The 26,219-nt window shown below is 56.9% G+C and carries 22 protein-coding genes; 15 read left to right on the top strand and 7 right to left on the bottom strand.

The genetic code is table 11. From position 1 onward, the window contains the following. Positions 1-48 precede the first annotated feature (48 nt). Both nhaA and nhaR read left to right on the top strand, forming a co-directional pair. On the top strand, positions 49-1,218 hold the full coding sequence (gene nhaA, locus H7R58_RS20340) for a Na+/H+ antiporter NhaA (protein WP_106925288.1): 1,170 nt from the start codon (positions 49-51) through the stop codon (positions 1,216-1,218). A 38-nt stretch (positions 1,219-1,256) separates the two neighbouring features. Then, positions 1,257-2,153: a transcriptional activator NhaR gene (nhaR, locus tag H7R58_RS20335; protein ID WP_106925290.1), complete on the top strand. Its 897-nt coding sequence runs from the start codon at positions 1,257-1,259 to the stop codon at positions 2,151-2,153. A 143-nt stretch (positions 2,154-2,296) separates the two neighbouring features. On the opposite strand, the gene rpsT is transcribed toward nhaR, so the two are convergent. After that, positions 2,297-2,560, bottom strand: coding sequence for a 30S ribosomal protein S20 (rpsT, locus tag H7R58_RS20330; RefSeq protein WP_003018940.1), 264 nt, complete (start codon positions 2,558-2,560; stop codon positions 2,297-2,299). A gap of 328 nt (positions 2,561-2,888) precedes the next feature. Between rpsT and ribF the strand changes: the two genes are divergently transcribed. The 6 genes from ribF (at position 2,889) to rihC (ending at position 9,724) form a co-directional block, all read left to right on the top strand. Next, positions 2,889-3,827 carry a bifunctional riboflavin kinase/FAD synthetase gene (gene ribF / locus H7R58_RS20325; protein ID WP_106925294.1) on the top strand — a complete coding sequence of 313 codons (939 nt, stop codon included), beginning with the start codon at positions 2,889-2,891 and terminating at the stop codon, positions 3,825-3,827. Between the two features lie 33 nt (positions 3,828-3,860). Next, positions 3,861-6,710: an isoleucine--tRNA ligase gene (gene ileS, locus H7R58_RS20320; RefSeq protein ID WP_123650696.1), complete on the top strand. Its 2,850-nt coding sequence runs from the start codon at positions 3,861-3,863 to the stop codon at positions 6,708-6,710. After that, positions 6,710-7,198: a signal peptidase II gene (lspA, locus tag H7R58_RS20315; RefSeq protein ID WP_064547278.1), complete on the top strand. Its 489-nt coding sequence runs from the start codon at positions 6,710-6,712 to the stop codon at positions 7,196-7,198. The genes ileS and lspA overlap by 1 nt, the downstream gene beginning before the upstream one ends. Before the next feature lie 143 nt (positions 7,199-7,341). Beyond that, on the top strand, positions 7,342-7,791 hold the full coding sequence (gene fkpB, locus H7R58_RS20310) for an FKBP-type peptidyl-prolyl cis-trans isomerase (protein WP_182929492.1): 450 nt from the start codon (positions 7,342-7,344) through the stop codon (positions 7,789-7,791). 1 nt (position 7,792) lies between these two features. After that, positions 7,793-8,743, top strand: coding sequence for a 4-hydroxy-3-methylbut-2-enyl diphosphate reductase (ispH, locus tag H7R58_RS20305; protein ID WP_106925300.1), 951 nt, complete (start codon positions 7,793-7,795; stop codon positions 8,741-8,743). A gap of 66 nt (positions 8,744-8,809) precedes the next feature. Next, a complete protein-coding gene (rihC, locus tag H7R58_RS20300; RefSeq protein WP_106925302.1) occupies positions 8,810-9,724 on the top strand; it encodes a ribonucleoside hydrolase RihC in 915 nt (304 codons plus the stop codon). Here the strand turns inward: rihC and H7R58_RS20295 are convergent, their stop codons facing one another. Beyond that, the gene (locus H7R58_RS20295; RefSeq protein ID WP_106925304.1) at positions 9,725-10,633 is read right to left on the bottom strand and encodes a LysR family transcriptional regulator; all 909 of its coding nucleotides are present in this window, start codon (positions 10,631-10,633) and stop codon (positions 9,725-9,727) included. A gap of 92 nt (positions 10,634-10,725) precedes the next feature. Between H7R58_RS20295 and H7R58_RS20290 the strand changes: the two genes are divergently transcribed. From H7R58_RS20290 to carB, 4 genes are all read left to right on the top strand, one after another. Further along, positions 10,726-11,358 carry an alanyl-tRNA editing protein gene (locus H7R58_RS20290; RefSeq protein ID WP_106925306.1) on the top strand — a complete coding sequence of 211 codons (633 nt, stop codon included), beginning with the start codon at positions 10,726-10,728 and terminating at the stop codon, positions 11,356-11,358. A gap of 255 nt (positions 11,359-11,613) precedes the next feature. Further along, positions 11,614-12,435 (top strand): 4-hydroxy-tetrahydrodipicolinate reductase, encoded by an 822-nt coding sequence (gene dapB, locus H7R58_RS20285; protein ID WP_182929490.1) that lies wholly within the window; start codon positions 11,614-11,616, stop codon positions 12,433-12,435. 455 nt (positions 12,436-12,890) lie between these two features. Further along, positions 12,891-14,039, top strand: coding sequence for a glutamine-hydrolyzing carbamoyl-phosphate synthase small subunit (gene carA, locus H7R58_RS20280; protein ID WP_182929489.1), 1,149 nt, complete (start codon positions 12,891-12,893; stop codon positions 14,037-14,039). A gap of 18 nt (positions 14,040-14,057) precedes the next feature. Continuing rightward, positions 14,058-17,282, top strand: coding sequence for a carbamoyl-phosphate synthase large subunit (carB, locus tag H7R58_RS20275; protein WP_182929488.1), 3,225 nt, complete (start codon positions 14,058-14,060; stop codon positions 17,280-17,282). Positions 17,283-17,342: 60 nt separating this feature from the next. On the opposite strand, the gene celB is transcribed toward carB, so the two are convergent. The 3 genes from celB to H7R58_RS20260 are packed head-to-tail and all read right to left on the bottom strand — an operon-like array spanning position 17,343 to position 20,368. After that, entirely contained in the window at positions 17,343-18,692 is a 1,350-nt protein-coding gene (gene celB, locus H7R58_RS20270) for a PTS cellobiose transporter subunit IIC (protein WP_227674121.1), read from the bottom strand. Positions 18,693-18,741: 49 nt separating this feature from the next. Then, positions 18,742-20,046, bottom strand: a complete 1,305-nt coding sequence (locus H7R58_RS20265; RefSeq protein WP_182934519.1) for a 6-phospho-beta-glucosidase — start codon at positions 20,044-20,046, stop codon at positions 18,742-18,744. A 16-nt stretch (positions 20,047-20,062) separates the two neighbouring features. Next, positions 20,063-20,368 (bottom strand): PTS sugar transporter subunit IIB, encoded by a 306-nt coding sequence (locus tag H7R58_RS20260; RefSeq protein ID WP_106925318.1) that lies wholly within the window; start codon positions 20,366-20,368, stop codon positions 20,063-20,065. A 271-nt stretch (positions 20,369-20,639) separates the two neighbouring features. Between H7R58_RS20260 and H7R58_RS20255 the strand changes: the two genes are divergently transcribed. Further along, positions 20,640-21,719 (top strand): MurR/RpiR family transcriptional regulator, encoded by a 1,080-nt coding sequence (locus H7R58_RS20255; RefSeq protein ID WP_182929484.1) that lies wholly within the window; start codon positions 20,640-20,642, stop codon positions 21,717-21,719. 58 nt (positions 21,720-21,777) lie between these two features. On the opposite strand, the gene H7R58_RS20250 is transcribed toward H7R58_RS20255, so the two are convergent. Continuing rightward, a complete protein-coding gene (locus tag H7R58_RS20250; protein WP_182929483.1) occupies positions 21,778-22,998 on the bottom strand; it encodes an amino acid deaminase in 1,221 nt (406 codons plus the stop codon). Positions 22,999-23,200: 202 nt separating this feature from the next. Between H7R58_RS20250 and H7R58_RS20245 the strand changes: the two genes are divergently transcribed. After that, on the top strand, positions 23,201-24,658 hold the full coding sequence (locus H7R58_RS20245) for an N-acyl-D-amino-acid deacylase family protein (protein ID WP_106925324.1): 1,458 nt from the start codon (positions 23,201-23,203) through the stop codon (positions 24,656-24,658). Next, positions 24,658-25,053: a RidA family protein gene (locus H7R58_RS20240; RefSeq protein ID WP_035896012.1), complete on the top strand. Its 396-nt coding sequence runs from the start codon at positions 24,658-24,660 to the stop codon at positions 25,051-25,053. Before H7R58_RS20245 ends, H7R58_RS20240 begins: the two co-directional genes overlap by 1 nt. Positions 25,054-25,180: 127 nt before the next feature. Here the strand turns inward: H7R58_RS20240 and H7R58_RS20235 are convergent, their stop codons facing one another. Next, a complete protein-coding gene (locus tag H7R58_RS20235; RefSeq protein WP_182929482.1) occupies positions 25,181-26,044 on the bottom strand; it encodes a MurR/RpiR family transcriptional regulator in 864 nt (287 codons plus the stop codon). Between the last annotated feature and the right edge of the window lie 175 nt (positions 26,045-26,219).

The raw sequence follows: 26,219 nt of genomic DNA, 5'->3' as shown, positions 1-26,219 counted from the left end.
CGATACTATGGTTTTATCGATGTATAAAACACAATAGAGAGAGTAAAAGTGAAGCATCTTCAGCGTTTTTTTAGCAATGATGCCTCAGGGGGTATCATCCTGATTATTGCCGCAGCGTTGGCCATGCTGCTGGCGAACCTGGGCGCAACCAGCGGCCTGTATCATGCCTTCCTTGAGACGCCGGTTCAGCTGCGCGTTGGCGCCTTAGCCATCGACAAAAACATGCTGCTGTGGATTAACGATGCCCTGATGGCCGTGTTTTTCCTGCTGATTGGCCTGGAGGTTAAGCGCGAACTGATGCAAGGCTCGCTGGCAACCCGCCGTCAGGCGGTTTTTCCGGTGATTGCTGCCGTTGGCGGTATGGTGGTGCCGGCGCTGGTCTATCTGGCGTTTAACGCGCAGGACCCGGTGGCAAGCAGCGGATGGGCCATTCCGGCGGCAACGGATATTGCGTTCGCGCTTGGCGTCCTGGCCCTGCTGGGGAGCCGCGTGCCGGCGTCGCTGAAAATCTTCCTGATGGCGCTGGCGATTATCGACGATCTGGGCGCCATTGTGATTATCGCGCTGTTCTACACCAGCGATCTGTCCCTGCTGTCGCTCGCCGTAGCCGGTGCTGCCATTGCGGTGCTGGCAGTGCTAAACCTGAGCGGCGTACGCCGTACCGGGCTCTATATTCTGGTTGGCGTTGTGCTGTGGACGGCGGTACTGAAGTCCGGCGTACACGCGACGCTGGCTGGCGTGATTGTTGGCTTCTTTATTCCGCTGCGCGAGCAGGGCGGCAAATCGCCGGCGAAACAGCTTGAGCATGTGCTGCATCCGTGGGTGGCCTTTATGATTCTGCCGCTGTTCGCCTTCGCTAACGCGGGCGTCTCGCTGCAGGGCGTGACCCTGGAGGGGCTGACCTCGCTGCTGCCGTTGGGCATTATTGCCGGTTTGTTTATCGGCAAGCCGCTGGGCATCAGCCTGTTCTGCTGGCTGGCACTTAAGCTGAAGTTGGCGAAGCTGCCGGAAGGGGCCAGTTTCACACAAATTATGGCCGTTGGCCTGTTGTGCGGGATAGGCTTTACCATGTCTATCTTTATCGCCAGCCTGGCGTTTGGCAATATCGATCCATCGCTGATTAACTGGGCCAAGCTTGGTATTCTGATAGGTTCCGTCCTGTCGGCTGTGGTGGGATACAGCTTGCTGCGCGCCCGTTTAAAACCGGTGATGGCGTAAGCGAAAAATGATGATCAAAGGAGAGGGGAGCACAGGGCATGTCGCATATTAACTACAACCATCTTTACTACTTCTGGCATGTCTACAAGGAAGGCTCCATTGTTGGCGCGGCGGAGGCGCTGTACCTTACGCCGCAGACCATTACCGGGCAAATCAAAGCGCTGGAAGAACGTCTGCAGGGGAAGTTATTCAAGCGCAAAGGCCGCGGTATTGAGCCGAGTGAACTGGGTGAGCTGGTGTTCCGCTACGCGGACAAAATGTTCACCCTCAGTCAGGAGATGCTGGATATCGTGAACTACCGTAAGGAGTCCAACCTGCTGTTCGACGTCGGCGTGGCCGATGCGCTTTCGAAACGGCTGGTTAGCGGGGTGCTTGACGCGGCGGTGGTTGAGGATGAACAGATTCACCTGCGCTGCTTTGAATCGACGCATGAGATGCTGCTGGAGCAGCTCAGCCAGCACAAGCTGGATATGATTATCTCCGACTGCCCGATTGATTCCACGCAGCAGGAGGGGCTGTTCTCGGTGAAGATTGGTGAGTGTAGCGTGAGCTTCTGGTGTATGAATCCGCCGCCGGAAAAACCCTTCCCTGCGTGCCTTGAGGAGCGACGTCTGCTGATTCCCGGCCGTCGTTCCATGCTAGGGCGCAAGCTACTGAACTGGTTTAACGTGCAGGGGCTTAACGTTGAAATCCTCGGCGAGTTTGATGATGCCGCGCTGATGAAAGCATTCGGCGCCGCGCACAACGCTATCTTTGTTGCGCCAACGCTGTATGCCCATGATTTCTATGCGGACGACAGCATTGTGGAAATTGGCCGCATGGATAACGTCATGGAAGAGTATCACGCAATTTTTGCCGAAAGGATGATTCAGCATCCGGCGGTGCAGCGAATTTGCCATCGCGATTATTCGGCGCTGTTTGCTGAGCCGGCGTAGGTCTGATAAGCGAAGCGCCATCAGGCAATTCGGTGCACGATGCCGGATGGCGGCTTTGCTTTATCCTGCCTGCAGACGGAATAGCAGGCATAAAAAAACCCGCATTAAGCGGGTTTTTTTCAAAGCTGATAACAAGCAGGCGATTAAGCCAGTTTGTTGATCTGTGCAGTCAGGTTTGCTTTATGACGTGCAGCTTTGTTTTTGTGGATCAGACCTTTAGCAGCCTGACGGTCCACGATCGGTTGCATTTCGTTAAATGCTTTCAGTGCAGTAGCTTTGTCGCCAGCTTCGATAGCTGCGTATACTTTCTTGATGAAAGTACGCATCATAGAGCGACGGCTAGCGTTGTGTTTGCGAGCCTTTTCAGACTGAACGGCGCGCTTCTTAGCTGATTTGATATTAGCCAAGGCCAACTCCCAAATGTGTTCTATATGGACAATTCAAAGGCCGAGGAATATGCCCGTTTAGCCTTCTTTTGTCAATGGATTTGTGCAAATAAGCGCCGTTAATTTGACAACGCTGCATTACGTATTGATGGCGCAGGATTCTACCAGCTTGTGACAGACGAATACAGTCTTTCCGGCACAAAAATCACGCGGCTCGACTATATTTTCTTGCCTTTTTAACGGATGCTGATGAAATCATTCCCTCTTTCCGTTATGAGGTGTAATCGCGGGTTAACCTTGACTGCTGTACAAGGTATACTCTGACGATTTTCACTCTTTTGAGCCAGACATGAAGCTGATACGCGGCATACATAATCTCAGTCAGGCCCCACACGGGTGCGTTCTGACCATTGGTAATTTCGACGGTGTGCATCGTGGGCATCAGGCGTTACTGCAAGGCTTACGTGCCGAGGGCAGATCGCGCGGTTTGCCTGTGGTGGTGATGATTTTTGAACCGCAGCCGCTGGAGCTTTTCGCGGCTGATAAAGCCCCGGCCCGCCTGACGCGCCTGCGTGAGAAGCTGCGCTATCTGGCCGAGAGTGGGGTGGACTACGTTCTGTGTCTGCGCTTTGACCGCCGCTTTGCCGCGCTGACCGCGCAGGACTTTATCAGCGAACTGCTGGTCAAGCGGCTTGGCGTTCAGTTCCTCGCGGTCGGCGATGATTTCCGCTTTGGCGCTGGTCGTCAGGGTGATTTCTTGTTATTACAGAAGGCGGGCGCTGATTTCGGTTTTGACGTCACCAGTACGCAAACCTTCTGCCACGGCGGCGTGCGCATTAGCAGCACCGCGGTGCGCCAGGCGCTGGCCAACGATAACCTTGAACAGGCCGAAAGCCTGCTGGGGCACCCGTTTATTATCTCCGGGCGCGTCGTGCATGGCGATGAACTGGGCCGCACTATTGGTTTCCCGACGGCGAATTTACCGCTGCGTCGTCAGGTTTCCCCGGTAAAAGGGGTTTATGCGGTGGAAGTGACGGGGCTCGGTGATAAGCCCCTGCCGGGCGTGGCGAACATTGGTACGCGCCCGACCGTTGCTGGCGTTCGCCAGCAGCTGGAAGTGCATTTGCTCGACGTTGTAATGGACCTTTACGGTCGCCATATAGATGTAGTGCTGCGTAAAAAAATACGCAATGAACAGCGATTTGCTTCGCTGGATGAACTAAAAGCGCAGATTGCGCGTGATGAATTAACGGCCCGCGAGTTTTTTGGGCTTTCAAACCCGGCTTAAATGCCTACGTAAATATACGGAACCGAGAATCTGATGAGTGACTATAAATCAACCCTGAATTTGCCGGAAACAGGGTTCCCGATGCGCGGCGATCTCGCCAAGCGCGAACCGGGAATGCTGGCGCGTTGGACTGATGATGACCTGTACGGCATCATTCGTGCAGCCAAAAAAGGCAAGAAAACGTTCATTCTGCATGATGGCCCTCCCTATGCGAACGGCAACATTCATATTGGTCACTCGGTAAACAAGATTCTGAAAGACATTATCGTGAAGTCCAAAGGGCTCTCCGGTTATGACTCTCCGTACGTGCCTGGTTGGGACTGCCACGGCCTGCCTATTGAACTGAAAGTTGAGCAGGAGTTTGGCAAGCCGGGCGAGAAATTTACCGCCGCCGAGTTCCGCGCCAAATGCCGCGAATACGCCGCAACCCAGGTTGACGGTCAGCGTACCGACTTTATCCGTCTGGGCGTGCTGGGCGACTGGCAGAAGCCATACCTGACGATGGACTTCAAAACCGAAGCCAACATCATTCGTGCGCTGGGCAAAATCGTGGCTAACGGCCACCTGCACAAAGGCGCGAAGCCGGTGCACTGGTGCGTTGACTGCCGTTCTGCGCTGGCGGAAGCGGAAGTTGAGTATTACGACAAAACCTCCCCGTCTATCGACGTGGCGTTCCACGCCGCTGACCAGGATGCGGTAAAAGCGAAATTTGGTGCCGCTAACGTGACCGGCCCAATCTCGCTGGTTATCTGGACCACCACGCCGTGGACCTTGCCAGCGAACCGCGCAATTTCTCTGGCGCCTGATTTCGACTATGCGCTGGTGCAGGTAGACGGCCAGGCGCTGATTCTGGCAAGCGACCTCGTTGAGAGCGTAATGAAGCGCATCGGCGTGAGCGACTACACCATTCTGGGCACCGTCAAAGGCGCCGAGCTGGAACTGCTGCGCTTCACCCACCCGTTCATGGGCTTCGACGTTCCGGCGATTCTGGGCGACCACGTGACGCTGGATGCCGGTACCGGTGCGGTACATACCGCCGGTGGCCACGGCCCTGACGACTACGTGATCAGCCAGAAATACGGTCTGGAAATCGCTAACCCGGTTGGCCCTGATGGCGCATACCTGGCGGGCACCTACCCAGAGCTGGACGGCGTGAACGTCTTCAAAGCTAACGACAAAATCGTTGCGCTGCTGGCCGAAAAAGGCGCACTGCTGCACGTCGAAAAAATGCAGCACAGCTACCCATGCTGCTGGCGTCACAAGTCACCGATCATCTTCCGTGCGACCCCGCAGTGGTTCGTCAGCATGGATAAAAAAGGCCTGCGTATTCAGTCTCTCAAAGAGATCGACCGCATCGAGCAGGAAGGCCTGGCGAAAGAAGATCTGAGCGGCTGGATCCCGGCCTGGGGTAAAGCACGTATCGAATCCATGGTCGCAAACCGCCCTGACTGGTGTATCTCCCGTCAGCGTACCTGGGGCGTGCCAATGGCGCTGTTCGTGCATAAAGACACCGAAGAGCTGCACCCGCGCACCACTGAACTGATGGAAGCGGTAGCCAAGTACGTTGAGAAAGACGGTATTCAGGCGTGGTGGGATCTCGACCCGCGTGAAATCCTCGGCGACGACGCAGACAACTACGTGAAAGTGCCAGATACCCTGGACGTGTGGTTCGACTCCGGTTCAACCAGCTACTCCGTTGTGGATGCGCGCCCTGAGTTCGGCGGTCATTCTGCGGACATGTATCTGGAAGGTTCTGACCAGCACCGTGGCTGGTTCATGTCCTCCCTGATGATCAGCGTTGCCATGAAAGGCAAAGCGCCGTATCGCCAGGTACTGACCCACGGCTTCACCGTCGATGGTCAGGGCCGTAAGATGTCTAAATCTATCGGTAACACCGTTTCTCCGCAGGACGTGATGAACAAACTGGGCGCGGATATCCTGCGTCTGTGGGTGGCATCAACCGACTACACCGGCGAAATGGCGGTATCGGATGAAATTCTGAAACGTGCTGCCGACAGCTATCGTCGTATCCGTAACACCGCGCGCTTCCTGCTGGCGAACCTGAACGGTTTCGATCCGCTGAAAGACATGGTGAAACCGGAAGATATGGTGGTGCTGGATCGTTGGGCCGTAGGTTGCGCACAGGAAGCGCAGGCTGACATCATGAAAGCCTACGAATCCTATGACTTCCACGAAGTGGTACAGCGCCTGATGCGCTTCTGCTCCGTCGAAATGGGCTCGTTCTACCTCGACATCATCAAAGACCGCCAGTACACCGCGAAAGCGGACAGCGTGGCGCGTCGTAGCTGCCAGACTGCGCTGTACCATATCGCAGAAGCGCTGGTTCGCTGGATGGCGCCTATCATGTCCTTCACCGCTGATGAAATCTGGGGCTACCTGCCGGGTAACCGCGAGAAGTACGTCTTCACCGGCGAGTGGTATGAAGGTCTGTTTGGCCTGGCCGACAGCGAAGCGATGAACGATGCGTTCTGGGAAGAACTGCTGCAGGTTCGTGGCGAAGTGAACAAGGTCATCGAGCAGGCGCGTGCTGATAAGAAAGTCGGTGGTTCTCTGGAAGCGGCAGTGACCCTGTACGCCCAGCCGGAACTGGCGGCTAAGCTGAACGCGCTCGGCGACGAATTGCGATTTGTCCTGTTGACCTCCGGGGCGACCGTTGCGGATTATGAAGCGGCAACCGCAGATGCCCAGCAGAGCGAACTGCTGAAAGGGCTGAAAGTGGCGCTGAATAAAGCCGAAGGTGAGAAGTGCCCGCGTTGCTGGCACTACACTCAGGACGTCGGTAAGGTGGCGGAACACGCAGAAATTTGCGGACGCTGTGTGAGCAACGTGGCCGGTGACGGCGAAAAACGTAAGTTTGCCTGATGAGTAAATCGATTTGTTCAACAGGGTTACGCTGGCTGTGGCTGGTTGTCGCCGTGCTGATTATCGATCTGGGCAGCAAATACCTGATCCTCCAGAATTTTGCTCTGGGGGATACGGTGTCGCTGTTCCCGTCGCTTAATCTGCATTATGCGCGTAACTATGGCGCCGCGTTCAGCTTCCTGGCCGACAGCGGCGGCTGGCAGCGCTGGTTCTTTGCGGGTATCGCTATCGGTATCTGCGTCGCGCTGGCGGTGCTGATGTATCGCTCTAAGGCCACGCAAAAGCTGAACAACATTGCCTACGCGCTGATTATTGGCGGCGCGCTGGGTAACCTGTTCGACCGTTTGTGGCACGGTTTCGTTGTCGACATGATCGATTTCTACGTCGGCGACTGGCACTTTGCCACCTTCAACCTGGCCGATACCGCAATCTGTATCGGTGCTGCGCTGATCGTGCTGGAAGGTTTCCTGCCGAAAAAACAGGCGTAGCCTGGTGCCGGATGGCGCCGCGCTTATCCGGCCTACCGTTTTGTGTAGGCCCGGTAAGCGTAGCGCCACCGGGCACGCAGGCGGCGCTGAACGTATAACAATAATCGTCATTCCAATGTCGTAAGATAAAAGGCTGTCCCTGCATGTCTGATTCGATTCAAAGCAATAGCGCAGTGCTGGTGCACTTCACGCTGAAACTGGACGATGGCTCTACCGCTGAGTCGACCCGTAACAACGGCAAACCGGCGCTGTTTCGTCTGGGCGATGCCTCCCTGTCTGAAGGGCTGGAGCAGCATCTTCTCGGCCTGAAGGCCGGGGATAAAAAATCCTTCTCTCTGGAGCCGGATGCGGCGTTTGGTATCTCTACGCCAGATCTTATCCAGTATTTCTCCCGCCGCGAATTTATGGATGCGGGCGAACCGGAAATCGGCGCTATCATGCTGTTCACCGCAATGGACGGCAGCGAGATGCCAGGCGTGATCCGCGAGATTAACGGTGACTCCATCACGGTTGATTTCAACCACCCGCTGGCGGGCTATACCGTTCATTTTGATATTGAAGTACTGGAAGTCGATCCGGTACTGGAGGCGTAACATGCAGATCCTGTTGGCCAACCCACGCGGCTTTTGTGCAGGCGTTGACCGCGCTATCAGCATTGTTGAAAATGCGCTCGCCATCTATGGCGCGCCAATCTATGTTCGCCATGAAGTGGTGCATAACCGCTACGTGGTGGACAGCCTGCGCGCGCGCGGCGCTATCTTTATCGAGCAGATTAGCGAAGTGCCGGACGGCGCGATCCTGATTTTCTCTGCCCACGGCGTTTCTCAGGCCGTGCGTAACGAAGCGAAAAGTCGCGACCTGACGGTCTTTGACGCGACCTGTCCGCTGGTCACCAAAGTACATATGGAAGTGGCGCGCGCCAGCCGTCGCGGCGAAGAGTCGATTCTTATCGGTCACGCCGGTCACCCGGAAGTCGAAGGCACCATGGGCCAGTACAGCAACCCGAAAGGGGGCATGTACCTCGTTGAGTCGCCGGAAGATGTACTGAAGCTGACGGTGAAAGACGAAAGCAAGCTGTCGTTCATGACCCAGACTACGCTGTCGGTGGACGATACCTCCGACGTTATTGACGCGCTGCGTGTCCGTTTCCCGAAAATCGTTGGCCCGCGTAAAGACGACATTTGCTACGCCACCACTAACCGTCAGGAGGCCGTGCGATCGCTCGCTCAGCAGGCCGACGTCGTGCTGGTCGTAGGGTCGAAAAACTCGTCGAACTCCAACCGTCTGGCTGAACTGGCGCAGCGGATGGGCAAAGCCGCCTATCTGATTGATGACGCCGCAGATATTCAGGAAGCGTGGGTGAAAGATGTGGCCTGCGTGGGCGTTACCGCCGGGGCTTCTGCGCCGGATATTCTGGTGCAGAACGTGATTGCCCGCCTGCAAGGGCTGGGCGGCGGCGAAGCCATCACCCTTGAAGGGCGTGAAGAAAACATTGTTTTCGAAGTGCCGCGTGAGCTGCGTGTGGATGTTCGTGAAGTCGAATAAATTAATCCTCCCGCAGATATGAAAAAATGCCAGGCTTAACGTCTGGCATTTTTTTAGGGAGAAATCATGCGCCTGCCTATTTTCCTGGATACCGATCCCGGTATCGACGACGCCGCAGCGATTGCCGCTGCGCTTTTTGCCCCCGAGCTGGATCTCCAGTTAATGACCACCGTAGCCGGCAACGTTTCGGTCGAAAAAACCACTCGTAACGGTCTGCAACTCCTGCACTTCTGGGGTGCCGACGTTCCGTTGGCGCAGGGGGCGGCTGCCCCGTTGGTTCGCCCGCTGCGCGACGCTGCATCGGTGCACGGCGAATCCGGCATGGAGGGCTATGACTTTGTCGAGCATAACCGTCAGCCGTTGGCAAAACCGGCGTTTCAGGCCATTCGCGATGCGCTGATGCACGCGCCGCAGCCGGTGACGCTGGTGGCGATTGGCCCGCTGACCAATATTGCGCTACTGCTGACGCAGTATCCGGAATGCCGCTTCAATATTCGTCGACTGGTGATCATGGGCGGTTCCGCCGGGCGCGGTAACTTTACCCCCAACGCCGAGTTTAATATTGCCATTGACCCGGAAGCCGCGGCGCTGGTGTTCCGCAGCGGCCTGGAGATTGTGATGTGCGGGCTGGACGTCACCAACCAGGCGCTGCTTTCGCCGGAATATCTCGCCTCTCTGCCCGCGCTGAATAAAACCGGCGCCATGCTTCACGCGCTGTTCAGCCACTACCGCAGCGGCAGCATGCAGAGCGGCCTGCGCATGCACGACCTGTGCGCGATTGCCTGGCTGGTGCGCCCCGAACTGTTTACGCTGCAAAGCTGCTTTGTGGCGGTAGAAACTCAGGGGCAATACACGGCGGGCACGACGGTGGTGGATATCGAAGGGCGATTGGGACAGCCGGCCAACGCGCAGGTGGCGCTGGCGCTGGACGTGGAGGGGTTCCGTCAGTGGGTGGCTGAAGTTTTTGCCCGTGCGCCGTAATCACTCGCCATACTGCGGCAGTTTTTCACTCAGATAATCAATCATGGCCCGCATTCTGGCGGGCATATGCTTATTGCGCGTCCACAGTAGCCACAGCTCGCCGCTGTAGTCGCTGATAAATTCCCAATCCGGCAGAACCTGCACAATCTCTCCGCTGGCGAGCGCTTCGCGGGCGGTGAACAGCGGCAGGCTGCCGATACCAAGATGATGCTTTACCGCATCCAGCCGCACGCCGGTATGGTTAGCGGCATAGCGCCCGTGGGTCTGAATCGTCTCCATGGTTTCGCCGCGCCGAAACTTCCAGCGTGAATCAGCGGGCGTCTCGCCAAGGCTGATGCAGCAATGGTCGCGCAGCGCCTGCGGGTGTTCCGGCATGCCGTGCTGGCGCAGATACTCCGGAGTGGCGCAAATAACGTGGCTGACCGGCATTAGCGGGCGGCCGTACAGGCCGGGAGAGGGCGACTGGCTGATGCGTAGCGCCAGGTCGACGCCATCGTCAATCAAATCCATATACCGGTCTTCCAGCCGCAGACAAACGTCCACCTGTGGAAAGCGCGTAAAAAATTCGGCCATAAGCGGATGGATAACAAAACGCCCCACCGCTTTGGGCACGCTGAGCGTGAGTTTCCCCTGCGCGATCTGCTGCTGGCTGCTGCCGGAGTCGAGTGCCAATTGTGCGGCGTTCAGCATCTCCTGTGCGTGCTCATACACCATTTTTCCTGTTTCACTCAGCGCCAGTTTGCGGGTGGTGCGGTGTAGCAGTTTGCTGCCGAGCGCGCGTTCAAGACGGGTAACGCTGCGGCTAATAGCCGAAGGCGTCGCGCCCGACGTTTTGGCGGCAGCAGAGAAGCTACCGTGGTCAACGATCAGCACGAAGGTGGCCAGATCGGGAAGCAGGTTTGGATTCATTTGTGCATACCAGGCAAAGATGCATTGAATGAGAGCGGGATTATCACCGTTGGTAAAGTGAATATACTCTGCTCATCAAGAGGAGAACAACCATGACCGAACGACTTTATTACACCCGCGATGATACTCAAGCGCCGGCATGCGTGCTGCGCTGCATGCCAGAAGCCGACGGCCGCTACGCCGTCGAGCTGGACCGTACGCTGTTCCATCCGCAGGGCGGCGGGCAGCCAGCGGACGCAGGCTGGATTGATGAGACGCCGGTGGAAGGCGTTGTCGCACGCGGCGACAGCGTGGCGCATATCGTATCGCAGCCGTTGCCGCTGGGGCCGGTCACTCTTCGTGTGGATGCCTCCGTCCGCCAGCAGCACGCGCGACTGCACTCCGCCGGACATCTGATTGGCCTGGCCGGAGAGCGCTGCGGCTGGCAGCCGGTGAAGGCACACCACTGGCCTGGTGAAGGACGGATCACGTTTGTGCCTGCGGCACAAAGCGCGCTGCCTGAGGCCCAGGCGCTGCTGGCGATAATCAGCGCATGGCAGTTGGCCGATCTCCCGCGCAAGGTCAGCGTAGAGGGAGAATTACGCCGGGTCGGTTTTGGCGATCTTCCCGCCTATCCTTGCGGAGGGACGCACGTTGCGCGGCTATCCGATATTGGTGAGGTAAAGATTAGCGATGTGAAAATGAAAAAAGGGCAGATGCTCGTTCACTACACGTTACTGCCCTGAAAAGTAATCACGCTAATCGATTGGTTTACGATGGCTTTGGCGTCATTTCCCCAGGCTTACGCATCATTCTGAGTGCGTTTGACTTCTTTCCTGCATCGCGGCAATGATTCATCCTGTGGGATGAATCATGTCTTTTACTGATATTCCTCTCTGTTTATCATTAAATTCTAATTATCGGCGTTTTCGGCTGGCGACCCTGTTGTGCGCTGGTTACTCTGAAAACGATTTACGCAATTTTAACAAAAGAGAATAGCTATGCATGATGCACAAATCCGCGTCGCCATTGCCGGCGCCGGTGGCCGCATGGGACGGCAGTTAATCCAGGCCGCGATGGCGATGGAAGGGGTACAACTGGGTGCGGCGCTGGAGCGTGAAGGCTCCAGCTTACTGGGCAGCGATGCCGGTGAACTGGCGGGGGCAGGGAAAGCAGGCGTCACCGTTCAGAGCAGCCTGGAAGCGGTAAAAGATGATTTTGACGTGTTTATCGACTTTACCCGTCCGGAAGGCACGTTGACGCATCTGGCTTTCTGCCGCCAGCATGGGAAGGGGATGGTGATTGGCACCACCGGGTTTGATGATGCCGGTAAACAGGCCATTCGTGATGCCTCTCAGGACATTGCTATCGTATTTGCCGCTAACTTCAGCGTTGGCGTCAACGTGATGCTGAAGCTGCTGGAGAAAGCGGCGAAGGTGATGGGCGACTATACCGATATCGAAATTATTGAAGCGCACCACCGCCACAAAGTGGATGCGCCATCAGGTACGGCACTGGCGATGGGTGAAGCGATCGCCGGGGCGCTGGATAAAGATCTGAAAGACTGCGCGGTCTACTCGCGTGAAGGTTATACCGGAGAACGCGTACCGGGCACGATTGGTTTTGCTACCGTCCGTGCGGGTGACATTGTCGGTGAACATACCGCGATGTTCGCCGATATTGGTGAACGCGTGGAGATTACGCATAAGGCTTCCAGCCGCATGACGTTTGCTAACGGTGCGGTAAGATCGGCTCTTTGGCTTAAATCAAAGAAAAATGGTCTTTTTGATATGCGTGATGTGTTGAATTTGAATGAACTATAAGTATTTATTACCCATCGTGATGTGGTTATTGTAGTCATAATTGCTTGATTACACAGGGCAATATTTTATTGCCCTTTATTTTATCTTTAATTTTATGATTTTACATTGAGATACCTGTTTTTATAGGTTATCTATCATAAATGTGTTGGTTAAATGTAAATTTTGACCATCTGGTCTACTTTTTTGCGCTCTTCTTCATGATTTAACAATCTTCCTGCTCCGCAAGCGTTTTCTCCTCTTAGTTAGTTGATCATTTTGATGCCTGGAGGCGGCTTAGTTATCCAGTGGCGCAAAATAATAATAAAAATTGTCCTTTAAGGTAGACATTTGCCGAGGCTGTCACTAGAATGCCGCCGTTTGCCAGAAATTCATCGGTAAGCAGATTTGCATTGATTTGTGCCATTGTTATGAATTAATATGCAAATAAAGCGAGTAAATATTCTCTGGAGGGTGTTTTGATTAAGTCAGCGCTATTGGTTCTGGAAGACGGAACCCAGTTTTACGGTCGGGCCATAGGGGCAACGGGTTCGGCGGTTGGGGAAGTCGTTTTCAATACTTCAATGACCGGTTATCAAGAAATCCTCACTGATCCTTCCTATTCTCGCCAAATCGTCACCCTTACTTATCCCCATATCGGTAATGTCGGCACCAACGCCGCCGATGAAGAGTCCTCTCAGGTTCACGCTCAGGGTCTGGTTATTCGCGACCTGCCGCTGATTGCCAGCAACTATCGCAACACCGAAGACCTCTCTTCTTACCTCAAACGCCATAACATCGTGGCGATTGCCGATATCGATACGCGTAAGCTGACGCGACTGCTGCGCGAGAAGGGCGCTCAGAACGGCTGCATCATCGCGGGTGACCACCTCGATGCCGCGCTGGCGCTGGAAAACGCCAAAGCGTTCCCGGGCCTCAACGGTATGGACCTGGCAAAAGAAGTGACCACGGCTGAATCCTACAGCTGGACGCAGGGTAGCTGGACGCTGGCGGGTGACCTGCCGGAAGCCAAGTCCGAAGAAGAGCTGCCGTTCCACGTCGTTGCCTACGATTTTGGCGCGAAGCGCAACATCCTGCGTATGCTGGTTGACCGCGGCTGCCGCCTGACGGTGGTGCCGGCGAAAACCTCCGCTGAAGAAGTGTTGGCGATGAATCCAGACGGCGTGTTCCTGTCTAACGGCCCTGGCGACCCGGCACCGTGCGACTACGCCATCGACGCGATTGAAAAATTCCTCCAGACCAACGTTCCGGTGTTTGGCATCTGCCTCGGCCATCAGCTGCTGGCGCTGGCGAGCGGTGCGAAGACCATCAAAATGAAGTTTGGTCACCACGGTGGTAACCACCCGGTGAAAGACATGGACAAGAACGTGGTGATGATCACCGCGCAGAACCACGGCTTTGCGGTTGATGAAGACTCGTTGCCAGCCAACCTGCGCGTGACCCACAAATCTCTGTTCGACGGTACCCTGCAAGGGATTCACCGTACCGATAAACCGGCGTTCAGCTTCCAGGGCCACCCAGAGGCGAGCCCAGGCCCGCACGATGCGGCACCGCTGTTCGACCACTTTATCGAGCTTATTGAGCAATACCGTCAGTCCGCGAAATAATCAGGAGTAATAAGAGCCATGCCAAAACGTACAGACATAAAAAGTATCCTGATTCTGGGCGCGGGCCCGATTGTTATCGGTCAGGCGTGTGAGTTTGACTACTCCGGTGCCCAGGCGTGTAAAGCGCTGCGCGAAGAGGGCTACCGCGTCATTCTGGTGAACTCCAACCCGGCCACCATCATGACCGACCCGGAAATGGCCGATGCCACCTACATCGAGCCGATTCACTGGGAAGTGGTGCGTAAAATCATCGAAAAAGAGCGCCCGGATGCGGTGCTGCCGACCATGGGCGGCCAGACCGCGCTGAACTGTGCGCTGGAGCTGGAGCGTCAGGGCGTGCTGGAAGAGTTCGGCGTGACCATGATTGGTGCTACCGCTGATGCGATTGATAAAGCAGAAGACCGTCGCCGTTTCGACGTCGCGATGAAGAAAATCGGCCTCGACACCGCGCGTTCCGGTATCGCGCACACCATGGAAGAGGCGCTGGCGGTTGCCGCTGACGTCGGCTTCCCATGCATCATCCGCCCAAGCTTCACCATGGGCGGCACCGGTGGCGGTATCGCCTACAACCGCGAAGAGTTCGAAGAAATCTGTGAACGCGGTCTGGATCTCTCGCCAACCAACGAGCTGCTGATTGATGAATCGCTGATCGGCTGGAAAGAGTACGAGATGGAAGTGGTGCGTGATAAAAACGACAACTGCATCATCGTCTGCTCTATCGAAAACTTCGATGCGATGGGCATCCACACCGGTGACTCCATCACCGTGGCGCCAGCGCAGACCCTGACCGACAAAGAATACCAAATCATGCGTAACGCCTCGATGGCGGTACTGCGTGAAATCGGCGTAGAAACCGGCGGTTCTAACGTGCAGTTCTCGGTGAACCCGAAAGACGGTCGCCTGATTGTTATCGAAATGAACCCGCGCGTATCCCGCTCCTCGGCGCTGGCCTCGAAAGCGACCGGCTTCCCGATTGCTAAAGTGGCTGCCAAGCTGGCAGTGGGTTACACCCTCGATGAACTGATGAACGACATCACCGGCGGCCGTACCCCGGCTTCCTTCGAGCCGTCCATCGACTACGTTGTGACGAAGATTCCACGCTTCAACTTCGAGAAATTCGTTGGCGCTAACGACCGTCTGACCACGCAGATGAAATCTGTCGGTGAAGTGATGGCGATTGGCCGCACGCAGCAGGAATCCCTGCAGAAAGCGCTGCGCGGTCTGGAAGTGGGCGCGACCGGCTTCGACCCGAAAGTAAGCCTCGACGACCCTGAAGCGCTGACCAAAATCCGCCGCGAGCTGAAAGACGCGGGCGCTGAGCGTATCTGGTACATCGCCGATGCCTTCCGCGCGGGCCTCTCCGTCGATGGCGTATTTAACCTGACCAACATCGACCGCTGGTTCCTGGTACAGATTGAAGAGCTGGTGCGTCTGGAAGAGAAAGTGGCGGAAGTGGGTATCAACGGCCTCGACGCTGACTTCCTGTTCCACCTGAAACGCAAAGGCTTTGCCGATGCGCGTCTGGCAAAACTGGCGGGCGTACGCGAAGCGGAAATCCGCAAGCTGCGTGACCAGTACAACCTGCACCCGGTCTACAAGCGTGTGGACACCTGTGCGGCGGAATTCGCTACCGACACCGCTTACATGTACTCCACCTATGAAGAAGAGTGCGAGTCCAATCCTTCCGTTGACCGCGATAAAATCATGGTCCTCGGCGGCGGCCCGAACCGTATTGGTCAGGGTATCGAATTTGACTACTGCTGCGTACACGCCTCGCTGGCGCTGCGCGAAGACGGTTACGAGACCATCATGGTCAACTGTAACCCGGAAACCGTCTCTACCGACTATGACACTTCCGACCGCCTGTACTTCGAGCCGGTAACCCTGGAAGACGTGCTGGAAATCGTGCGCATCGAGAAGCCGAAGGGCGTTATCGTACAGTACGGCGGCCAGACTCCGCTGAAGCTGGCGCGTGAACTGGAAGCCGCAGGCGTACCGGTTATCGGCACCAGCCCGGATGCTATCGACCGCGCAGAAGACCGTGAGCGCTTCCAGCATGCGGTTGACCGTCTGAAGCTGAAACAGCCAGCCAACGCCACCGTGACCGCGATTGAACAAGCGGTTGAGAAGGCAAAAGAGATTGGCTACCCGCTGGTGGTGCGTCCGTCCTACGTTCTCGGCGGCCGTGCGATGGAAATCGTCTACGACGAAGCTGACCTTAAGCGCTACTTCCAGACCGCCGTCAGCGTTTCCAACGACGCGCCGGTGCTGCTGGACCGCTTCCTGGACGATGCGATTGAAGTCGACGTCGACGCTATCTGCGACGGCGAAATGGTGCTGATTGGCGGCATCATGGAGCACATCGAGCAGGCTGGCGTTCACTCCGGTGACTCCGCGTGTTCCCTGCCAGCCTACACGCTGAGCCAGGAAATTCAGAACGTGATGCGTGAGCAGGTGCGGAAGCTGGCCTTCGAGCTGCAGGTTCGCGGCCTGATGAACGTGCAGTTCGCGGTGAAAGACAACGAAGTCTACCTGATTGAAGTCAACCCGCGTGCGGCGCGTACCGTACCGTTCGTCTCCAAAGCGACCGGCGTACCGCTGGCGAAAGTGGCGGCGCGCGTGATGGCAGGGAAAACCCTGAAGCAGCAGGGCGTGACCGAAGAAATCATCCCACCGTACTACTCGGTGAAAGAAGTGGTGCTGCCGTTCAACAAATTCCCGGGCGTTGACCCGCTGTTAGGGCCAGAAATGCGCTCTACCGGGGAAGTGATGGGCGTGGGTCGTACCTTCGCGGAAGCGTTCGCTAAGGCACAGCTCGGCAGTAACTCCACCATGAAGAAACAGGGCCGTGCGCTGCTCTCCGTTCGCGAAGGCGACAAAGAGCGCGTGGTTGACCTGGCCGCTAAGCTGCTGAAACAGGGCTTCGAGCTGGACGCAACCCACGGTACCGCGATTGTACTGGGTGAAGCGGGTATCAACCCGCGCCTGGTGAACAAGGTGCATGAAGGTCGTCCGCACATTCAGGACCGTATCAAGAATGGCGAATACACCTACATCATCAACACCACCGCAGGTCGTCAGGCGATTGAAGACTCCAAGCTGATTCGCCGCAGCGCGCTGCAGTACAAGGTGCATTACGACACTACCCTGAACGGCGGCTTCGCGACGGCAATGGCGCTGAATGCGGACGCGAAAGATAAAGTCACTTCCGTACAGGAAATGCACGCACAGATTAAAAAATAAGTGCGAGCAATAAAATAAAACGCCGGGCAGATGCCCGGCGTTTTTGTTTTTGTAGCCTGGTTACTGTTCCGTTGCTGGCGTCGCCGCGGTGGTCTGCTGCGACTTACTGGCCTGTTCTTCACGGAATTTCAGGTTATCCCAGATGCGGAAGAACGGGTAATACATCACCAGCGAAATCCCGAGGTTGACGATTTGCAGCACCGAACCGGAGATATGTCCGCCGGTCGCCAGGTAGCCACTGACCACAATAGGTGTAGTGAACGGCAGCGCAATCCCGGCCGGTTTGGCCACTAAACCGGTGGTCATCGCCACGTAGGAGACAATCACCAGCACCACCGGCGTCAGGATAAACGGCACCACCAGGTACGGGTTCATCACAATCGGAATACCGAATACCATCGGCTCGCTGATGTTAAACAGGCTGCCCGGTGCGGCAATTTTACCGAGCTGCTTCATCTGCACGCTGCGGCTGCGCAGGATCATAAAGATAACCAGCCCTAACAGCGCCCCGGTACCGCCCGGCGCAATCCACAGGTCGTAGAACTGCTGGGTGATAATGTGGGGAATTGGCAGGCCGTTCTGGAACGCCTCCAGGTTTTCAGACATGTTGCTGAGCCAGACCGGGCGGATAAACACCAGCACGATGGTGTCGCCGTGCAGGCCGAGCATCCACAGAATGCCAATCAGCAGCACTGAAATAATCATCCCCGGCAGCGAGCCGCCGACGTGGCTCATCGGAATACCGACCAGCTCGGTAATCATAGTGTTGATATCGCCAAACGGCGTTGCTTCTACCAGCAGACGCAGCGCCAGCACCACCGCCAGCACGCAGAAGCCAGGGATCAGCGCGAGGAAGGATTTTGCCACCGCCGGTGGAACGCCTTCCGGCATACGGATGACCAGGTTGCGGTCGTTAACGAAGCGGTAGATTTCCGTTGAGAGCAGGGCAATCAGGATAGCCACGAACAACCCCTGGCTGCCAATCTGGCCCATCGGCATCACGCCTTTCACCAGCTGCGCCACGTCGCTGCCCGCAGGGGTAAACATGATGTGCTGCGGAATGGTCATCACGAAGGCCACCAGAGAGACGGCCCCGGCGGTCAGCGGATCGAGGGTGCGGTACTTCTCTGCCAGGCGGTAGGCGATACCGAAGCTGGAGATCAGCGCCATGATGTCGTAGGTCGCTTTCACCGGATAGAGCACTTTTTCCTGCCACGTTGGGCCGAAAAGCTCGGTCATCAGCGTGCCGTAACCCGGCACCGGCAGATAGGCGAAGATCAGGAAAAACGAGCCTATCAGCATAAACGGCATGTTCAGGATGATCCCGTCACGCACCGAAAGCACATGTTTTTGTCCGGCGATTTTGAGCGCGGTCGGTAAAACGTATTTATCTATTATCGACTTATTCACAGACACCCCCTGCCCGGCGCAGACGTTGCCGACCGGGCTATTGTTGTATTTATTGTTGGCTAAACTGCGGCAGCCACGCTTTATTGATGGTGAGTACTTCATCGACCAGCGCCGACGCCAGATTCACATCGGCGACCAGCGGGTTGGCGACCAGCGCCAGCAGCGCTTTTTGCTTATCGCCATATACGGCGGCATCAATGGTCAGACGCTCAAAATCCTTCACCTGCTGGGTCAGGCCGTTCATCAGCGGCGGCAGTTTGCCAAAGGCCAGCGGTTGCGCGCCCAGCGCATCAATCAGGCAGTTGGTTTCTATCACCGCGTCGTCCGGCAGTCCTTGAATGGCACCGTTGTTGGCGGTGTTCACCACCATCTCAATGCCAAGATTGTTGTGCAGTGCGTTAATAAGCTGTACCGCCACTTCGGAGTAGAACGAACCGCCGCGCTGGCTCAGCTCCTCTGGTTTCTTGTCCAGATGCGGGTCGGCGTACAGTTCGAACAGCGACGCTTCGACCTTCATCACCTGCTCGGCGCGGGTGCCTTTGCTGTCGGCATCCGCCAGCTCGTCTTCCAGCATGGTGCGAGTCTGCCAGAAATAGCGGTGATACGGGCAGGGAATGGCGCGCAGCGCACGCAGTAGCTCCGGTGGCCACGGAATGGCCTTGATGTTGTTCATCGACAGCTGCTCGCCGTCGCATAGCATTTCGATAACCTCGTCGGTCGCATCGCGACCCGCGGCCAGCACCTGATGCACCCAAACCATATGATTCAGGCCGGCAAAGCGCAGCGAGACGTCGTCGTAAGGCAGCTTCAGCATGTCGGCAATCATGTGATGCATAGTGACCGGCACGTTGCACAGGCCGATAATCTTCGCTTTGCTGTGGCGTGACACCGCTTCCGTCACAATGCCCGCCGGATTGGTGAAGTTGATGATCCATGCCTTCGGCGCCAGGCGTTCAACGCGTCTGGCGATATCCAGCATCACGGGAATCGTGCGCAGCGCTTTGGCGAAGCCACCCACGCCGGTGGTTTCCTGGCCCAGCAGCCTGTGACTTAAGCCCAGACGCTCATCGGCGGCGCGGGCCGGTAGCTGGCCTACGCGCAGTTGGGTGAGCACGAAGCTTGAGCCGGTAATCGCTTCATCGGCATCGAAGTGAACCGATACCTTCACCGACTCCAGACCGTTGCGGTCGAGCATGCGGCGGGAGAGGGCGGCGATAATCTCGACCTTTTCTCGACCCGCTTCGACATCAACCAGCGCCAGCTCCGCCATTGGCAGGGAAGCATGACGCGCTATTAATCCTTCAACCAGTTCCGGGGTGTAGCTGCTGCCCCCGCCAATCACGGTAATTTTCATTGTTCTCTCCGAGGCCTCAGGCCATCAGTTGGATCGCTTTATCGAGCACGCGATCGCCGCGCATGGTGCCGTAATCCATCATGTCGATCACCTCGACCGGCTTGCCCAATGGCGCAGACAGTTCACGCAGGCGAGAGAGTTCGAACTGCACCTGCGGGCCGAGCAGCACCACGTCGGCCTGCGGCAGCATGCTTTCGATTTCGGCAACCGGATAAGCGTTGATCTCGACCGCCAGCGCCCGTTTTTCGGCTTCGGCGCGCATCTTTTGCACCAGCATGCTGGTGGACATCCCGGCGGCGCAGCACAACATGATCTTTTTCATGACAATTTTCCCTCACTTGAAAACATATTTCACACATTAGCCGTTTTACGTAGCATGTATGAAAATTATTTTCATGAGTGTGATCGGCGTTAAAATATTGCTTTACGGGATGTTATCCGCGAGAAAGTGTGATCAAGGTAAGCAAAACGAATATTTGTTACTCATATACCGAAGACGTCGGCGTCTGTTGATCGAATGAATTGAAAAATAATTTCAATAAATTATGATGTTTTTAACGAGCAGAATTTGCCGACATTAGGACTCTCTGGTTATGGATATTGTTTATCAGCTGGTGAATGGGCTATCGGGCCTGCCTGCGCAGGAATCCCGGCTGGCGCGCTTTTTCCTCGATAATTTTGCCCAGATACCTGAGGCAAGTATTGAAGAGCTGGCGGCAAAGGCGGGCGTGAGTCCCGCGACGTTACAGCATTTCTCGCGCAGTATTGGCTGTGCCGACCTCAATGACTTTATTGGCCAGGTGCGCCATCAGCAGCAGGAGAATCGTTTGAAAACGACGGCGGCGCCGATGCTCGGCGACGCGGCGTGGGTGGACACCGGTACGCTGCAAAAGCTGGCGAAAAATGCCGGCATTGGCAGCGAGATCCTCGATCGCTTCTCGCACTCCATCGGTCGCGACGGCAGCGATGACATTCTGAGCCTGATCCGCCAACGGCTACAGGACTTCAGCCAGCAGGAGTCTCGCGTGGCGCAGACTATCCTCAGCGACGTGGCGTTTGCGGCTTCGGCGACCATCGACCAACTGGCGACGGCGGCAGGGGTCAGCCCGGCGACCATTACCCGCTTTGCCCGCGCCGCGGGCTGCGACGATATTCGCGATTTGCGCATGAAGCTGGCGCAGGCCAGCGCCCCGGTTGCCAGCGGCGATATGCCGGGGCCGTGGCGCGAGCGGCTAAACCAGATCCAGTATTCGCTGAACGCGCAGCTTCACGAACTATCGCCAGCGGCGGTTGAGCAGGCGGCAAGTCTGCTTAAACAGGCGAAAGCGGTGCATATTTTCAGCGCCAGCACCGCCGATAACCCGTTCGCCAGCGTGTTGCAGTATCGCCTGCTGACGCAGGGGTATCCGGCCAACGTCTGCCAGGATCCGGCGTTAATGGGGATTACCGCCTCGATGCTTGGCGCTGGGCAGGTGCTGGTGGTCTTTGCCGGTACGCCGCCGGGCAGCGCGCTGATTGCCGCCGTACATCAGGCGCGCTGGGCAGGGGCGGATATCATCGTGATTGGCCAGCAGGAGAGCGCGCTCAGCCATCAGCAAAACGTCACGCTACCGCTCAACGACGCGCGTTACGGGTCGCTGCTGATTGTCGATTTGATCTGTGATTCGATGTAACTTCGGCATCGTTGCGCCCGGCCTGTAGCCCGGTCGAGCGCAGCGACGCCGGGGCGGCTCAGAATGCCGTTTCTAACGTATCCAGCACGTTATACGCGTCATCAACCAACAGCAGCGCCTTCCATTTGTCAAACGTCAGGCAAGGGTGCGAAGTGCTGAACACCAGAATATCCCCCACCTTCACGTCAACGTCTGGTGCCAGCTTCAGCATGGCGTGCTGGTCCATAATGCCGGTGGTTTCCATGCTGTTCGCCGCCAATGCGACTGATTTCCCCGCGCGATAATGGGCAACCGGCTGCGGTAACCCGGCATCAAACGCGCTGTCGCGCTTGCCGAAATTGACGATCGCCCGGCCGCTTTCCGGCGCCGACTGCACCATTGCCACCAGTTCCAGCGCAGAAACCAGATCGCCGCCGAGGTCGCAGGCCGTCTGGTCGCGCGCGACGATCGCGTTCTGCGCTTCCAGATAGATCCCCGCATCGTGGGTGATATAGCAGCCAGGGCGGATCAGCACCCGGCAGTTGGCCGGTTTCGGCTCGGCAAGCCAGACGTTACACACCACGTCATACCAAACGGAGCCCGCGCCAGTGAGGATAAACTCGCCCGTTACATAACGCTCAAGCTGGCAGGCCAGCGCGGCGGCATCGCGCAGCAGCGCTTCCACCTTCGGCTGTGGGTTATCGCCGTGCAGTACGCCTTCATACAGCTCAAGGCCGCGCAGACGCAGCGCCGGTAAAGTGGCAACCTGCTCGGCAAGTGTGAGCGCCTGTTCTGCGGTTCGACACCCACAGCGGCCGCCCGGCACGCCCAGTTCCAGCAGAATATCCAGCGTCTGGTTTTGTGCGGCGAAGAACGCCGAGAGCGCACGGGCGTTATCGATGCTATCGACGCAGCACAGGTAATCTACCGCCGGGTATTCCGTCTTGAGTCTAGCGATCAGCGCCATATTGGCCTTGCCGACGAGCTGGTTCACCATCAGCACGCGTTGGATCCCGCTTGCCGCAGCAATGCTTGCCTGCCAGGCGCTGCCCACGCCAATGGCCCAGGCCCCTGCTTGTTGCTGCTGTGAAAAGATCCACGGTGTCATGGTGGTTTTACCGTGCGGGGCGAGTGAGACGCCGCGCGTATCGGCGTAGTGCTGCATCCACTGAATATTGTTGGTTAGCGCCGTTTTTTTAATGACCGCGGCGGGCAGGCAAACGTCTTCATTGAGGATGTTTGTTGGGGTAAAAAGCGTTGCGGATTTGTGGGGTACGATGAGGCTTTTATGGTATTTCATAACATAAATCCTTCAGGTTTTTAGTTTATATCATGAATATTTGATTGTTCATCTTGTTGTAAATAAATGGTTTTTATTATTTTCATTGATTCTTATGAATAAAAGTATCATTAATTAATGCATATTTTGCGTAGTCTTTCACTGTTTTCAGCGCTTGTAAATGGTCAAATTCAAGGCAGGGAACGACAGGGGTAGAGAAGAAATGCAGTTCGATTATCTGTTCAGGAACGTCACGGTTATCGACGGTAGCGGCGGCCCGCAGTATCGCGGTGATGTGGCCATCAAGGGCGATCGCATTGTGGAGATCGCGCCCGCTATCGACGGGCAGGCGCAGCATGAGATTGACGGCACGGGGCGCGTGCTGGCACCAGGGTTTATCGATGTTCACACCCACGACGACATTAACGTTATCCGCATGCCGGAGTACCTGCCCAAAATCAGCCAGGGCGTGACTACGGTGATCGTCGGTAACTGCGGGATCAGCGCCGCGAGCGCGACGATCGCAGGTGACGTACCGGATCCGATGAACCTATTGGGCAATGCGGAACAGTTTATCTACCCGACGGTTAACGCTTACGCCGACGCGGTTATGCAGGCGCGTCCGGCGGTGAACGTTGGCACGCTGGTCGGTCATACAGCGCTGCGTAATAACCAGATGGACTCGCTGTTTCGTCCGGCTAACCATCAAGAAATTCAAGCTATGCGCAGGCAGCTACGGTTGGCATTACAGGAGGGCGCTTTAGGGCTCAGCACCGGGCTAGCCTATGCCACAGCCTTCCAGTCGACGACCGAAGAGGTGATGGCGCTGGCGGAAGAGCTGGCGGCGGAAAATGGGATTTATACCACCCATCTTCGCTCGGAGTTTGAGCCCATTCTCGACGCGCTTGATGAAGCGTTCCGGATTGGCCGCCACGGTAAGGTGCCGGTGGTGGTCTCGCACCACAAATGCGCGGGGGCGAATAACTGGGGGCGCACCATGGAAACCCTGGCGCTGTTCGATAACGTCCGTCAGCAGCAGGACGTTTCCTGCGACTGCTATCCGTATTCCGCCAGTTCATCGACGCTGGATATGAAGCAGATTACCGCCGATTTTGACATCGTTATCACCTGGTCGACGCCGCACCCGGAGATGGCCGGGCAGACCTTAAAGCAGATTGCGCAAAGCTGGTCGCTTACGCTGGAAGAGGCGGGCAAGCGGCTGATGCCTGCTGGCGCGATTTACTACAACATGGACGAGCAGGACGTGCAGCGGGTGCTGCGCTATCCATTGACCATGGTGGGTTCGGACGGCTTACCGAATGACCCGATGCCGCATCCTCGCCTGTGGGGTGCGTTCCCACGCGTGCTGGGACACTACAGCCGCGATGAAAAACTGTTCCCGCTTACCGTCGCGGTGCACAAGATGACCGGCCTGTCGGCGGCGCGTTTTCAGCTCACCGACCGCGGGCTCATCAAGCGCGGCTATTTTGCCGATCTGGTGCTTTTTGACCCAGAAACTATCCGCGATGTCGCAAGCTTCAGCGACCCACAGCAGCCCGCCGCCGGTATCGATGCGGTGATGGTCAACGGGGTGATGAGCTATGGGCAGAATCACAACATTATCGGTCGCGCCGGGCGATTCTTACGCCGGTCAGCCGGAAAAATTAAGGAGCAGCAATAATGAGCATTAAACGTTATGGCGTCGGCGGCAGCACCGGCACCGGCGGGCAGTCTCTGCCGTTTGCCAAGGCCGTTGAGGCCGGAGGCTGGCTGTATGTGTCCGGGCAAACGCCGATGAAGGATGGTGAAGTGGTGGAGGGCGGCATTGTCGAGCAGTCGCGGTTGGCGATTCAGAATTGCGTGGATATTATGCAGGACGCGGGATACAGCCTGGCAGACGTGGTGCATGTGAAGGTGTATCTGACCGACGCGCGTTACTTCCAGTCCTTTAACAAGGTATTCCGTGAGTTCTTTGCCGATCACCCACCGGCACGCGTGTGCTGCGTGGCGGATTTGGTGGTGGATTGTAAGGTTGAGGTGGATTTGACCTGTTACAACGCGGAACGGGTGAAGTAACTTGTGGGGTGGTGCGGGTTGTACCCTCACCCCGGCCCTCTCCCTGGAAGGGAGAGGGGGAAAGACCGCACATTCGGTCCCCTCGCCCCTCCGGGGAGAGGGTTAGGGTGAGGGGAAAAAACCCGCGCTAATCCCCCAACGGCTGTCGGTCAGCTCCGCCCCGATGGCTATCCAGCGCCAGCTTAATCCGCCGCAGACGGTTTTTCGTCTCTGCCTTATTCACCACCGCCAATTCCGTCGCCAGCACGTCAACCATCGCCAGCATCGCGTAGCGCGAGGTGCTGGGCTTAAAGATGTAGTCGTTCTCCCGCACGATCAGCGGCAGGACCAAATCGGCGTTCTCGGCAAGCGGTGTGGCTTCCGGGGTAATGGCAATCACCTTCGCACCGTACTGACGCGCAATCGCCGCGCTCTCCACCACTTCCTGCGTATAGCCGCCGAGCGACAACGCCAGCACCACATCGTTTGGCGACACCGCTGAGCACATCATCCTCACCAGCAGCCCGTCGCTCTGGCTTACCACCGGTAGACCCAGACGGAACAGGCGGAACTGTACCTCCTGCGCGCAGATGGTCGAACCGCCACCCATGCCGATCGCGAGGATCTGTCGGGCACCGCTTAACCATTCGACGGCGCGTTTTAACGTCTCGGGATTAAGCGCTCGGCGGTTGATCTCCAGCACGTTAATGATCGTTTCATAGATCCCCTGAACACCCTCCAGATCGGGCACGTCGAGAATAAAACGCTGCCCCACCGCCAGCGACTGGGCAAGCTTGACCTTCAGCTCGCGCACGTCTTTGCAGCCAATCGCCCGGGCAAAGCGGGTGATGGAGGCCTGGCTGGTTTCGGTCTGTCGCGCCATTTCAGCAATGGGCAGCGTGGTGGCGGCCTGCACGTCATCAAGAATGAACTGCGCGATGCGTTTTTCGGTGGCGGTCAGCTCAACAAAACGGTCGGTAATACAGGAAATGATGTCGATCGAAACGGACATGGTTGGCCCCTGAAAATAAATAGCGGTACTTTGTACCATAGAAACCCCACGCTGCGGACAATCTGCCTCACACAAAACGGCGGTGAAAGGGTGCCGGTAATGCTTCGGAGCTTTCTGGTTTCGCTTCCGGGTTCTGACCGCTAACCTAAAATAGTTAGAATGATAACCAATTTTG

The organism is Klebsiella sp. WP4-W18-ESBL-05, assembly GCF_014169075.1.
In the GTDB taxonomy this organism is placed as follows: Bacteria; Pseudomonadota; Gammaproteobacteria; order Enterobacterales; family Enterobacteriaceae; genus Kluyvera; species Kluyvera ascorbata_B.
This window is presented reverse-complemented; position numbering and strand designations above follow the sequence as displayed.

Excerpts from the sequence above, each read along its gene's own strand:
- H7R58_RS20235 (WP_182929482.1), bottom strand. The coding sequence starts at position 26,044 with ATGTCCGTTTCGATCGACATCATTTCCTGTATTACCGACCGTTTTGTT.
- H7R58_RS20295 (WP_106925304.1), bottom strand. The coding sequence starts at position 10,633 with ATGAATCCAAACCTGCTTCCCGATCTGGCCACCTTCGTGCTGATCGTT.
- nhaR (WP_106925290.1), top strand. The coding sequence starts at position 1,257 with ATGTCGCATATTAACTACAACCATCTTTACTACTTCTGGCATGTCTAC.
- carB (WP_182929488.1), top strand. The coding sequence starts at position 14,058 with ATGCCAAAACGTACAGACATAAAAAGTATCCTGATTCTGGGCGCGGGC.
- H7R58_RS20255 (WP_182929484.1), top strand. The coding sequence starts at position 20,640 with ATGGATATTGTTTATCAGCTGGTGAATGGGCTATCGGGCCTGCCTGCG.
- rihC (WP_106925302.1), top strand. The coding sequence starts at position 8,810 with ATGCGCCTGCCTATTTTCCTGGATACCGATCCCGGTATCGACGACGCC.
- H7R58_RS20290 (WP_106925306.1), top strand. The coding sequence starts at position 10,726 with ATGACCGAACGACTTTATTACACCCGCGATGATACTCAAGCGCCGGCA.
- ispH (WP_106925300.1), top strand. The coding sequence starts at position 7,793 with ATGCAGATCCTGTTGGCCAACCCACGCGGCTTTTGTGCAGGCGTTGAC.
- H7R58_RS20265 (WP_182934519.1), bottom strand. The coding sequence starts at position 20,046 with ATGAAAATTACCGTGATTGGCGGGGGCAGCAGCTACACCCCGGAACTG.
- fkpB (WP_182929492.1), top strand. The coding sequence starts at position 7,342 with ATGTCTGATTCGATTCAAAGCAATAGCGCAGTGCTGGTGCACTTCACG.
- lspA (WP_064547278.1), top strand. The coding sequence starts at position 6,710 with ATGAGTAAATCGATTTGTTCAACAGGGTTACGCTGGCTGTGGCTGGTT.
- H7R58_RS20240 (WP_035896012.1), top strand. The coding sequence starts at position 24,658 with ATGAGCATTAAACGTTATGGCGTCGGCGGCAGCACCGGCACCGGCGGG.
- ribF (WP_106925294.1), top strand. The coding sequence starts at position 2,889 with ATGAAGCTGATACGCGGCATACATAATCTCAGTCAGGCCCCACACGGG.
- H7R58_RS20250 (WP_182929483.1), bottom strand. The coding sequence starts at position 22,998 with ATGAAATACCATAAAAGCCTCATCGTACCCCACAAATCCGCAACGCTT.
- ileS (WP_123650696.1), top strand. The coding sequence starts at position 3,861 with ATGAGTGACTATAAATCAACCCTGAATTTGCCGGAAACAGGGTTCCCG.
- H7R58_RS20245 (WP_106925324.1), top strand. The coding sequence starts at position 23,201 with ATGCAGTTCGATTATCTGTTCAGGAACGTCACGGTTATCGACGGTAGC.
- dapB (WP_182929490.1), top strand. The coding sequence starts at position 11,614 with ATGCATGATGCACAAATCCGCGTCGCCATTGCCGGCGCCGGTGGCCGC.
- H7R58_RS20260 (WP_106925318.1), bottom strand. The coding sequence starts at position 20,368 with ATGAAAAAGATCATGTTGTGCTGCGCCGCCGGGATGTCCACCAGCATG.